This is a genomic window from Streptomyces sp. NPDC093094, assembly GCF_044754345.1.
In the GTDB taxonomy this organism is placed as follows: Bacteria; Actinomycetota; Actinomycetes; order Streptomycetales; family Streptomycetaceae; genus Streptomyces.
In genome coordinates this window covers 81216-93976 of the sequence record NZ_JBIVOX010000027.1, presented here as the reverse complement: position 1 = coordinate 93976, position 12761 = coordinate 81216, and the positions used below count along the sequence as shown (strand labels likewise).

Annotated in this window: 3 protein-coding genes; all 3 read right to left on the bottom strand. The window is 74.5% G+C overall.

All coding sequences use genetic code 11. The annotated features are described in order from the left end of the window. Positions 1 to 338: 338 nt before the first annotated feature. The 3 genes from ACIQGV_RS36335 to ACIQGV_RS36325 all read right to left on the bottom strand — a co-directional run bounded on the left by ACIQGV_RS36335 (position 339) and on the right by ACIQGV_RS36325 (position 12758). On the bottom strand, positions 339 to 1127 hold the full coding sequence (locus ACIQGV_RS36335; RefSeq protein ID WP_402502898.1) for a thioesterase II family protein: 789 nt from the start codon (positions 1125 to 1127) through the stop codon (positions 339 to 341). Positions 1128 to 1206: 79 nt separating this feature from the next. After that, complete coding sequence (locus tag ACIQGV_RS36330) at positions 1207 to 4998, bottom strand: amino acid adenylation domain-containing protein (protein WP_402502895.1); 3792 nt, start codon at positions 4996 to 4998, stop codon at positions 1207 to 1209. After that, positions 4995 to 12758, bottom strand: a complete 7764-nt coding sequence (locus ACIQGV_RS36325; RefSeq protein ID WP_402502893.1) for an amino acid adenylation domain-containing protein — start codon at positions 12756 to 12758, stop codon at positions 4995 to 4997. Before ACIQGV_RS36325 ends, ACIQGV_RS36330 begins: the two co-directional genes overlap by 4 nt. Between the last annotated feature and the right edge of the window lie 3 nt (positions 12759 to 12761).

Genomic DNA, 12761 nt, shown 5'->3' with positions numbered 1-12761 from the left:
CAACTATTATTAATGAGTGAGCGGGGCGTGCCACCGACCGGCCCGGGGGGCCCCCCCCCCCCCCCCCCCCCCCCCGCCCGGGGGGGGGGGGGGGCGGCGCCCCCCCCCCCCCCCCCCCCCCCCCCCCCCCCCCCCCCCCCCCCCCGCCGCGGCGGTCCGGGTCGCACCCGCCTGCCGGACGCGCGGCCCGGCCCCCAGGGCCGGCATCCGGATCATGCCGATGTCGCGGCCCCGGCACACGCTCCCCGGAAGAAGGCACGCCCGGCTCCGCTCGCGCGGGGGAGCCCTGTCGCCCCGGCGCCCTCCTCCGCCTTGCGGGCGCACGCACCGCGGCCCGCTCAGGGCCGGCCGAGAGGTACGGCTCCTTCACGGCCGGCCCGTGCCCTCCCCGCCGGGTCCGCCGTCCGGCTGTCACCGGGTGCGGACTGCGCCTCGATCACGTCCAGCACCTCCCGGCAGGCGTCGACCAGGTACATGTGGTCGCCGGGGAACTCCGCACAGCCGAAGTCGCTCGTAGTCGAGTCCCGCCACTGCCGGGCCTCCTGCGCGGTGACCAGGCCGTCGCGGTCGCCGCGCAGCGAGCAGATCGGCACCGGCAGCGGTGCGCCGGTGCTCGGGACGTAGTTCTCGTGCATCTCGCAGTCGGCCTGGAGCGCGGGGAGGATCAGCTCACGCATCTCGGGGTGGTCGAGCGCCTCGTGCCGGAAGCCCGCGAACTCCTCGACCCTGGCGAGGAACTCCTCGTCCCCGAGCCCCGACGCCCGCCTCTCGCGCCGGGTCCACGGTCCCGGCGAACCGCTGACGACCAGCCGTTCGACGTGCATGCCGCGGGCGATCAGCAGATGCGCCAGCTCGTACGCGAGCACCGCGCCCAGGCTGTGCCCGAACAGCACGGTCCGCGCTCCCTCGCCGAGGTCCTCGGCGATGCGGTCGATCTCGCTCCTGGCCGCTTCGGAAACATCGCGGTACGGCGTCTCCAGGAGCCGCCGCTCCCTGCCGGGCAGGGAGACCGGGACCACCCGCCACCGGTCGCCGGCCGCCTCCCGCCACGGGTGGAAGAACGAAGGACCCGCTCCCGCGAACGGCACGCACAGCAGCGTGGTCCGGTCCCCGTGTCCCGCGGACATGCCGGGTTCGGTCACCCCGATCAACCCCAATCTTCCGTTCGACGGTTCGTTGCACCGGCCCCGGATCTTCCGGGTCCGGTCACTGCGCGAGCTTGCGGTCGATGACCTCGAAGATGTCGGCCACGGGTCCGGGCATGTGGAAGTCGTCGTGCGTGGCGTGCACGTCGTACGACTCGACCGAGCCGAGGACGTGCGGCCGCCACAGCGGCGCCCACGACTCGTCCTTGTCCGCCGCCGCGTTGAAGAACAGCACGTCACCGCGGTAGACCGGTGACTCGAACTCCGCCATGACGCACATGTTGTTGGCGCCGACCCGCGCCATGTTGTCCAGGAACTCGTCCATGGTGCGGGTGTTCAGGTACTGGCTGAACTGTTCCTCGATCTCCTGCCGGTAGGTCTCCGGCTTCCAGCCCGCCAGCTGCCTGAACCCGCTGCCCGGCTGGGCGTCCAGGACGGCCAGCAGCGCGACCTCGTGCCCCCGCTCGTCGAGCGCGGCCGCCGCGGCGTGCGCGACCGGGCCGCCGTAGGACCAGCCGACCAGATGGAAGGGCCCCTCCGGCTGGATCTCCAGGATCCGGGCGACGTAGTCCTCGACCATCTCCTCCACCGACCCCGCCAGCGCGCCCGTGCCGTCGGAGCCGCGGGACTGCAGGGCGTAGGCCGGCCGGTCCCGTACGTACGGGGCGAAGCTGTAGTACGACCAGCCCAGCCCGCCCCCGCCGTGGAAGAACCACATCGGCGGCTTCCCCGTGCCGGGGTCGCCGTGCAGCGGCAGCACCACCGCGTAGGAGTCGGCCTCGTCGTCGGGGATGCCGCCGACGAGCACCAGTGCGGCCAGCTCGGCCACCGTGGGGTACTTGATGATCGTGGTCATCGGCATCTCGACGCCGAACTGCCTGCGGACGGCGGCGCTGAGCCGGGTGGCCATCAGCGAGTGCCCGCCGAGCGCGAAGAAGCTGTCGTCGATGCCGACCCGGTCCACCCCGAGCAGGGTGCCGAAGAGGGAGCACAGCTTCTCCTCGTGCGCGTTGCGCGGGCCCCGGCCGGCGGCGGTGCGCGCGGGCGCCGACGGCAGGGCCCGCCGGTCGAGCTTGCCGTTCGGGGTCAGCGGGATCTCCGGCAGCGCGATCACCGCGGAGGGCACCATGTAGTCCGGGAGACGCTCCCGCAGGTACGCGGACAGCTCGGCGTCGGTCACCGCGGCACCGGGCACGGGCACCACGTAGCCCACGATGCGCCTGTCGTCCTCCTGGTCCTCGCGCACCACGGCCGCCGCCTGCGCCACACCGGGGTGCCCCGCCAGCACATGCTCGATCTCGCCCAGCTCGATCCGGTAGCCCCGGACCTTGACCTGGAAGTCGCTGCGCGCGATGTACTCCAGCCGGCCGTCCCTGTCCCACCGCACCAGGTCCCCGGTGCGGTACATCCGCGCACCGGCCGGGCCGAACGGGCACGCCACGAACCGCTCCGCGGTCAGGTCCGGCCGGTTCTGGTACCCGCGGGCCACCCCGTCGCCGGCGATGTACAGATCGCCCCGGACCCCGCGCGGAACCGGGCGCAGCCGCGAGTCGAGCACGTACACCTGGGTGTTCCCGATCGGCTCCCCGATCACCGGCACGCCCGCCCCCGCCTTCACGGGCGCCGTGGTCGACCAGATCGTCGTCTCGGTCGGGCCGTACCAGTTGCTCACCTCGGCGGCCCGGTCCGCGAGGGTCTCCGCCAGCCGGACCGGCAGGGCCTCACCGCCGACCATGATCCGCAGGCCCTCGGCGGCGGCCGGCTCGCCCGTCAGCAGCATCTGCCAGAACGCGGGCGTGGACTGCACCACGGTGACGCCGTGGCGCCGCATCGTCGCCACCACGGCCGACGGATCGGTGAGCGTGTCCTTCCCCGCCACCACCACGGCCGCCCCGCGGACCAGCGGGAGGAACAGCTCGGTGCCCGCGATGTCGAACGACACCGTCGTGCTGAACAGCATCCGGTCCGCGGACGACAGCGGGATCCGCCGCCCCGTGGTGGCCAGGTAGTTCGCGAGCGCGCCCCGCGAGACGGCCACCCCCTTCGGGGTTCCCGTCGACCCGGACGTGTAGATCACGTACGCGGCGTTGTCCGGCCGCACGACCGGCCGCGGGGCCGGCCGCGGGCATCCCTGGAGGTCCGCACCGGCCAGCATCTCGGCGTCGAGCACCAGCACGGGCTCGCAATGGCCGAGGACGTGGTCGATCCGGGACTGCGGATGATCCGGGTCGACGGGGACGTAGGCCCCGCCGGCCTTCAGCACCGCCAGCAGCGCCACCACCAGCTCCACGGACCGGGGCAGGCGCACGGCGACCAGGGACTCCGCCCGCACTCCGCGCCCGGTCAGCCAGTGCGCCAGCCTGTCGGACCGTGCGTCGAGCTCCCGGTAGGTCAGCGACTCCTCCTCGCCGATGAGCGCGAGCGCCTCCGGTGTGGCCCGTGCCTGCCGGCGCACCGCCTCCTCCAGTCCCGCCTCCAGGGTCGGCTCGGCGGTGTCGTTCACCTCCCGGAGCAGCCGTTCCCGCTCCCCCGGGAGCAGCACGTCGACGTCGCCCACGCACCGTCCCGGGTCGGCGGCCAGCTGCTCCAGGACCCGTACGAACCGGGCGGCCATGGCCTCGATCGTGTCCCGGTCGAACAGCGCGGTCGCGTACTGGATGTCGCACCGCAGCGTCCCCGACTCGTCCACGATCATGCTGAAGTACAGGTCGGCCTGGGTGGTCGAGGTGAGGGCCTGCTGGAACTCCACGTCGAGACCGGGGAGTTCGAGGGTCCGGCGCGCGTAGTTCTGCCAGGCGGACAGCACCTGGAACAGCGGCTGGTACGCCGTGGAGCGGTCGGGGTTGAGCGACTCGACCAGCATCTCGAACGGCACGTCCTGGTGCTCGTAGGCCGCCAGCGCCTTGTCGCGCACCCGGTCGAGCACCTCGGCGAACGACGGGTCGCCGGAGAGGTCCACGCGCACCACCAGGGTGTTGGCGAAGAGCCCGACGAGATCGGCCAGCGCCTCGTCCGTCCGCCCGGCGATCGGGGTGCCGATCGTCAGGTCGTCCCCGCCGCCGAGCCGGCTCAGCAGCACCGCCACCGCGGCCTGCATGACCATCGACATGGTCATCCCGCGCCCGGCGGCCAGCTTCTCCAGTCCGGCCGCCACCCGGGGTGCCACCGTGATGCCGACCGTGTCGCCGTCCGTGCTCGCGGTCACGGGCCGCGGGCGGTCCAGCGGCAGGTCCAGCGGCTGCGGCACCCCTGCCAGTTCCCCGCGCCAGTACGCGATCTGCGTCGCGGCGAGACTGTCCGGGTCGGCCGGATCGCCGAGCACCTCGCGCTGCCACAGCGTGTAGTCCCGGTACTGCACGGGCAGCGGCTCCCACGCCGGTGCCCGCCCGCCGCGGCGGGCGGTGTACGCCTCGATCAGGTCCCGCATCATCGGCGCGGTCGAACTGCCGTCCGTGGCGATGTGGTGGATGACCAGGACCAGGACGTGCTCCTCGGGCGAGCTGCGCAGCAGGGTCGCCCGGAAGGGGATCTCGGCCGCCAGGTCGAACCGGTGCGCGACGGCCTCGTCGATCGCCGCGAACACCTGCGCGGGCGTCACGTCGACCACCGGCACCCGCGGCGACGCCTCGTGCACCGGCAGGATCCGCGAGGAGAGCTCACCGTCGTCGTCCGTCGGATACGTGGTGCGCAGGATCTCGTGCCGGCCGACCACGTCACGGATCGCGGCGACGAGGGCGTCCTGGTCCAGCGGGCCGGTCAGCCGGAACGAGCCCGTCATGTTCCAGGTCTCCGCCCCGCCCCCCAGCTGGTGCAGGAACCACATACGGCGCTGGGCGAACGACAGCGGGATCATGCCTCACTCCTGACGGTCATCTGACGCAGACTGGGACGACGGGGAGCCGCGGACTCCTGCGACCACGCGGCGAGCGCGGCCACCGTCGGCAGGTCGAAGATCTTGCGGATGGGTATCTCGATCCCCAGCTCGGCGCGGGCGCGGCTGATCAGCCGGGTGGCGAGCAGGGAGTGCCCGCCGAGCTCGAAGAAGCCGTCGTCGACGCCGACCCGGTCCACCCCGAGCACCTCGGCGAACAGCCCGGCCAGGGCCTTCTCCCGGGGGGTGCCGGGCGCCCGGTACTCGGTGCCGGTGAACTCCGGCTCGGGCAGCGCGGCCCGGTCCAGCTTGCCGTTGGGCATCAGCGGCAGCCGGTCCAGGAGCACGAACGCGGACGGCACCATGAACTCGGGCAGCCGCTCGCCGGTGAACCGGCGGAGCTCCTCGGCGGAGGTCTCGCCCGACGGCACCACGTAGGCGACGAGCCGCTTGCCGCCGCTCCCGTCACGGGCGACGACGGCGGCCCGGGCGGCAGCGGGGTGCGCGGCGACCGCGGCCTCGACCTCGCCGGGCTCGACGCGGAAGCCGCGCACCTTGACCTGTGCGTCCCCGCGGCCCTCGTACACCAGCCGGCCCTCGTCGTCCCGGCGGGCGAGATCACCGGTGCGGTACATGCGCGCGCCGGCCGGACCGAACGGGTCGGCGACGAAACGCTCGGCGGTCAGGCCGGCGCGGCCCCGGTAGCCGCGGCCCACGTGCCCGCCGACGTACAGCTCGCCGACCGCGCCCGGCGGCACCGGGGTGAGGCCGGGACCGAGGACGTAGGCCCGCATGTTGCCGAGCGGGGTGCCGAGGGGCGCGCTGCCCGCCGGGGCCCCGGTGTCCTCGCCGACGGTGAAGGCGGTGGCGTAGAACGACTCGCTCTGCCCGTAGGCGTTGACCACCCGTACGCCCGGGAGGGCCGCCCTCGTCCTCTCCACGAGCGAGGAGGGCAGGGCCTCGCCGGCGAAGACGACCGTCTCCACGGCGGTGCCGGCGGGGAGCCGGTCGACGAGTTCGGCGAAGGCGGAGGGCACGGTGGAGACGACTCCGCCGCTCCAGCCCTCACGTTCGCCCAGGACCAGGACGTCCCGGACCAGTTCGACGACGCCGCCGGCGGCGAGGGTCGTGAAGATCTCGAACGCGGAGACGTCGAAGTTGACCGAGGTGCCCGCCAGGAGCCGCTTGCCCGGCTCCATGCCCACGCGGGAGGCGAGCCGCAGCACACCGTTGACCACGCAGCGGTGGGTGACGGCGACGCCCTTGGGCCTGCCGGTGGAGCCGGAGGTGTACATCACGTACGCCAGCTGCTCCGCGTGGAGCGCCGGGCGGGGGCCGATGTCGTCCCCGCCCGGGACGGGCGTGTCGAGGAGGACGTCCGGGGCGGCGTGCGGCGGCAGCACCGCGGCCGTCGCGGAGTCCGTCAGGACGAGGTGCGGCCGTGCCTCCTCCAGGATCGCCGCGAGGCGGTGGCCGGGATACCTGGGGTCGGCCGGCAGATAGGCGCCGCCCGCCTTCAGGACCGCGAGCAGGGCGACGACCAGGTCCGCCGACCGCGGCAGCGACACCGCGACCAGCGACTCCGGGCCCACCCCGCGCCGGACCAGTTCGCCCGCCAGGCGGTCCGCCCGGGCCGTCACCTCGCGGTACGTCAGCGACTCGCCCCCGGCGACCACGGCGACCTCGTCGGGGGTCCGCGCCGCCTGCGCCTCGACGAGGCCGGTGACCGTGACGTCCGGTACCGGGACGGCGGTGCCCTCGGACTCGGCCGGCAGCCGCTCCCGTTCGGCCGGGTCCAGGACGTCGAGGTGCGCGGCCCTCAGCCCGGGGTCGGCCGCCAGCTGCCGCAGGACCCGCACGAGGCGCCCGGCAAGCACCTCGGCCGCGGCCCGGTCGAGGACGCCCCGCGTGTACTGGAGGACGAGCTGGAGGTGCGGGTCGGCCGCCGCCATCAGCGTCAGCGGGTAGTGGGTGGCCGTGGCCGCGCGCAGACCGGTGAAGGTGATCCCGTCCGCCGCGTCGGCGGCGGACTCCAGGCCCTCCCGGTCGACCGGGTACGACTCGAAGACGACCAGCGTGTCGAAGAGGGCCGGCAGACCGGCGGCCTGCTGGATCTGCGCGAGCCCGTGATGGTGGTGGTCCAGGAGACCGGCCTGCCGGTTCTGCAGCCGGGTGAGGATCTCGGCGAGGGTGTCGCCGGGCGCGTACCCGACCCGTACGGGAAGGGTGTTGATGAACATCCCGACCGTCGAGCCGACGTCCGGCACGGCGGGCGGGCGCCCGGAGACGGTGGCGCCGAACACCACGTCCTGGCGGCCGGTGAGCTGCCCGAGCAGCAGGGCCCAGGCGCCCTGGACCAGGGTGTTGAGGGTGACGCCCAGTTCGGCGGCGCGCCGGCCCAGCGCGCGGGCCTCGTCGGCGGGCAGCGCGACGTCGACCTGGCCGACGCCCTCGCCCGCGCCGTCCGCGCCGGGGGCGAGCAGGGTCGGTTCCCCGACCCCGTCGAGCTCGGCCGCCCACACCCGTGCGGACTCCTCCTCGTCCTGGCGGGCGCGCCAGGCGAGGAACGCGCCGAAGTCGCGGGCCGGGGGCAGCGCGGCCAGGTCGCCGTCGGACGCGTAGAGCAGCAGCAGGTCCTGCATCAGCAGCGGCATGGACCAGCCGTCGACGAGCACATGGTGGGCGGTCATCACGAGTTCGGTGCGGCCGGGTCCGAGGACGGCGAGAGCCATCCGGATCAGCGGCGGGGCGCCCGTGTCGAAGCGGGCGGCCCGGTCCTCGGCGAGGAACCGCTCGAACTCCTCGGTCCGCTCCGTCTCACCGGCCGCGGTCAGGTCGAGATGCCGCCAGGGCAGGGACGCCGTCTCCGGCACCACCTGCACCACGTCGCCGTCCGCCCGGTCGACGAACGCCGCGCGCAGGCCGGCGTGACGTGCCAGCAGTGCCTGCGCGGCCCGGTGCATCCGCTCGGGGTCGACCTCGCCGGACAGCGGGAACACCAGCTGCATGTGGTAGGCGTCGAACGAGGACGAGGCGGACGCGGCCATCATCGTGTGGAAGAGCATCCCGGACTGCACCGGGGTCGCCGGCCACACCCTGGCCAGCTTCCCGAACCGGGCCTCCCAGGTGTCGATCTCCGCCTGGCCCACCTCGACCAGGGGTGCGTCGCTCGGGGTCAGCCCGCCGGCGCCGGGGCTCGTGGCGTGCCGGGCCAGGGCGGTCAGCGCCTCGACCCACAGCCCGGCCAGCTCGGTCACCTCCTCGCGGGAGAGCACACCGGCCGGGAAGCCGAACCAGGCGGTCAGCTCGTCACCGCCGGGGGTGCCGGTGGTCACCGCGTTGATCTCCAGCGCCGACAGCACCGGCATGTCCGCGTCGGGCGCGGCGATCAGGTCCCGGTGCGTGGTGTCCGGTGCCCAGCCCAGGCCCCGCAGCTCCTCGGGGATGTCCGCGCCGGAGGAGCGGCCCAGGTAGTTGAACCCGATCTGCGGCTGCCGCGCTCCGGCCAGCGCGGCGGCGGTGCGCGGGTTGAGCCGGCGCAGCAGGCCGTAGCCCATGCCGTCGTCCGGCACCGCGCGCAGCTGCTCCTTGACGGCCTTGAGCGCCCGTCCGGCGGCGGGACCGCCGGTGAACGCGTCCGCCACGTCGATGCCGGCCAGGTCCAGCCGTACCGGGAACATCGCGGTGAACCAGCCGACCGTGCCGGACAGGTCCGCGCCGGGCACCAGGTGCTCCTCCCGGCCGTGTCCCTCCAGCCGCACCAGGGCCGAGGAGGCCGGGTGCGCCGGGGCGCCCGCCGTGTCCCGGCCCCGGCGCCAGCGGGCCAGCGCCAGGGCCAGCCCGGTCAGCATCCCGTCGTCGGCACCGGCCCGGAACACCGCGGGCACCGTGGTCAGCAGGGCGTGGGTGACCTCGGCCGGCACCCGGACGCGCACCGTGTCCACGGTGGCCGCGACGTCGCGTGCGGGATCCAGCTCCCGTCGTCCGAGCACGGGCTCCTGCTCGCGCAGGATCTCCTGCCACACGGGCAGTTCCGCCACCCGCCGCGGGGCGGCCGCCTCGTCGGCCAGCGCGTGCGCCCACCGCCGCAGCGAGGTGCCCGTCCCGGCCGGCCGCGGGGCGCGGCCGTCACGGACCCGCTGCCAGGCGGACACCAGGTCCGGCACCAGGATCCGCCAGGAGACACCGTCGACGACCAGATGGTGCAGCACGATCAGCAGCCGGTCCGCGTCCGTGGCGGAGGTGAACCGCACGAACTGCGCCATGACGCCCGCGTCCGGGTCCAGCCGACCCGCGGCCGCGTCCAGCTCGGTCTGCACATCGGCGTCGTCGTAGGGGATCTCCCGCAGCAGCGCGCCGGCGTCCGCGCTGCCGGCCGGTTCCGTCCACAGGCCCGGCGTCTCCCGGTCGAGCCGGGAGCGCAGGGCGTCGTGCCGGTCCAGCAGGGCCTGCACCGTCGCGAGCAGCCCCGCGCGGTCGATGTCCTCGGGCAGGGTCAGCAGCGCGGACATGCAGAACCGGCCGAGGCCGCCGCCGAGGGCGAGCACGTGCGCCGCCGTCGGCGGCAGCGGCGCCCAGCCGACGCCGCCGCCCGGCAGCTCGGGGAGGGTCACGCGTTCGTCCTCGGTCCGCGCCCCGGCCAGTTCCGCGAGCCGGGCGACCGTGCGGTGCTCGAAGATCTCCCGTGTGCTGAGCAGCACGCCGCGTGTCCTGGCCCGTGCGACGACCTGGATCGAACGGATGCTGTCCCCGCCGCTGGTGAAGAAGTCGTCGTCGACGCCCACCCGTCCGGTGCCGAGCACGTCCGCGTACACCTCGGCCAGGATCCGTTCCGTCTCGCCGCGCGGGGCCCGGTACTCGGTGCCGGTGAACTCCGGCTCGGGCAGCGCGGCCCGGTCCAGCTTGCCGTTCGCGGTGAGCGGCAGCCGGTCCAGCACCACGAACAGGGCGGGCACCATGTAGTCCGGCAGCCGCTCGGCCGTGTACCGCCGCAGATCCGCCACCGGGACCCCGGTGTCCCCCGCCGGCGCCACGTAGCCGACGAGCCGGCCGCCGCCTGCGGGGTCCTCCCGCACCACGACCGCCGCCCCGCCGACCGCGGGATGCCGGGCGAGGACGGTCTCGATCTCGGTCGGGTCGAGGCGGATCCCGTTGACCTTCACCTGGGTGTCGGCCCGTCCCGCGTAGACCAGGCGGCCGTCCTCGTCCCAGCGGGCCAGGTCGCCGGTGCGGTACATCCGCGCGCCGGCCGGGCCGAAGGGGCAGGGGACGAACCGCTGCGCGGTCGCCCCGCCGTCCCGGTGGTAGCCGCGGGCGAGGGGACCGCCGACGTACAGTTCGCCGGTCACACCCGGCGGGACCGGGGTCAGCTCCGGCCCCAGCACATGGGCGCGCATGTTGGCCAGGGGCTGTCCGACCGGGACCGCGCCGGTCCCGGTCCACCGCTGCGGGAGCGTGAAGGCGGAGGTGTAGAAGCTCTCGGTCTGTCCGTAGGCGTTGACGACACGGGCACCGGGGCAGGCCCGGCGCACCTTGTGGACCAGGTCGGCCGGGAGCGCCTCACCGGCGAGGACGACGGTCCGCACGTCGAGGTCGACGTCCTCGTCCAGCAGCGCGGAGAACACCGAGGGCACGGCGCTGACGGTGGTGCCCGACCAGCCGCCGCGTTCGGCGAGTTCGAGCACGTCCCGGACGATCTCCACGCTCGCCCCGGTGGTGAGCGCGGTGAACATCTCGAACACGGAGACGTCGAAGTTCACCGAGGTCGCGGCGAGCATCCGGGACCCCTCCTCGACGCCCACGATCCGCCGCAGGTCCCGCACCCCGTTGACCACACCGGCATGGGTGACGGCGACGCCCTTGGGGGTCCCGGTCGAACCGGAGGTGAACATCACATAGGCCAGGCCGTCCGGCCGGACCCGGACACCGGGGGCCCCGGGTCCGGCTCCGGCATCGGCATCGGCATCGGCGTCGAGGCGCAGGTCGTCGAGATGCAGGTCGTCGAGATGCAGCACCGGCTGCCGGCACCCGGCCACCGTCGCCGCCGTGCGGTGATCGGTCAGGACCAGCGCCGGTCCGGCCGTGCCGAGCAGCAGACCGGTCCGGGCGGCCGGATGGCCGGGGTCGACGGGCAGATAGGCGCCGCCGGCCCTGAGCACGGCGAGCAGCGCGACCACCAGTTCCGCGGATCGCGGCAGTACCACGGCGACCAGGACGTCCGGCCCGACACCACGGTCCCGCAGCACCGCCGCCAGCCGCCCGGCGCGGGCGTCCAGTTCCCGGTACGACAGCACGGTCCGCCCGGACACCACCGCCGTCGCGTCGGGTGTCCGCGCCGCCTGGGCCGAGACCAGCTCCGGCACCGTCGCCGCGGGCACCGCCGCCGTCGTCCCGCTCAGCCGCGCGAGCCGGTCCCGTTCGGCGCCGGTGAGCACGTCCACCCGGCCGATCCGCGTCCCGGAGTCCGCGACCACCTGCCGCAGCACCCGCACGTAGCGGTCGGCGAAACTCTCGGCCGTACGGTGGTCGAACAGCTCCGTCGCGTACTCCAGCCGCCCGTACGCGCCCCCGGACGGGGCCGGGACGATGTTGAAGAACAGGTCGAACTTCGCGGTGCCGGTGCCCGCCGGGACGGGAGTGACCCGCAGACCCGGTATGTCCGGCTGCCCCCACTCGAACTGCCAGGCCAGCATCACCTGGAACAGCGGCTGGTAGGCGGTGGTGCGCTCCGGCCCCAGCAGCTCCACCAGACGCTCGAAGGGCACGTCCTGGTTGTCGTACGCGGCCAGAGCCCGGTCCCGCACCTGCTCCAGCAGCGCGCCGAACGACGGGTTCCCCGACAGGTCGACGCGCAGCACCCAGGTGTTGGCGAAGAACCCGATCAGCTCGTCGAGCTGCTCGTCGGCACGCCCCTCGATCGGGCTGCCGATCGTGAGGTCGTCGCCGGCGCCGAGATGGTGCAGGAGCACCGCGAGCACGGCCTGGGCGACCATCGGTGCCGTGGCACCGTGCTCCGCGGCCAGCTTCCCGATCCCGGTGAGCAGTTCCGCGTCCAGCTCGAAGTCGACATGGCCGCCGTGACGGCCGGCCGCCGTGGGCCGCGGCCGGTCCAGCGGCAGCTGCACCGGCTGCGGCACCCCGGCCAGTTCCCCGCGCCAGTGCTCCAGCTGCGCCGCGGCGACACTCTCCGGGTCGTCCTCCTCGCCCAGCACCTCGCGCTGCCACAGCGTGTAGTCCTTGTACTGCACCGTGAGCGGGGCCCATCGCGGCGCAGCCCCCTGGAGGCGGGCCGCGTACGCCGCCAGCAGGTCCCGCAGGAACGGCGCCATCGACGCCCCGTCCGCGGCGATGTGGTGGAACACGAACACCAGCACGTGCTCCTGCGGGGAGACCCGCAGGACGGTGGTCCGCAAGGGGAGTTCCGTGTCCAGGTCGAAGCCCTCGCACGCCGCCTCGCGCATCGCGCGCTCCACCGCGTCCGCCGCCGTGTCGGCCACCCGGAACCGCGGGGCCGCCTCCTGCGGGGGCAGGATCCGCTGCCCGGGCGTGCCGTCCGCGTCCTCGACGACCAGGGTGCGCAGGCTCTCGTGCCGGGTGACGACGTCCGCCACCGCCGCCGCCAGGGCCGCCGTGTCCAGCGGCCCGTCCAGGCGCAGCACGAACGGGATGTTGTAGGTCGCGGACGGGCCTTCCAGCCGGTGGAGGAACCACAGCCGACGCTGGGCGAAGGACAACGGGATCATCGG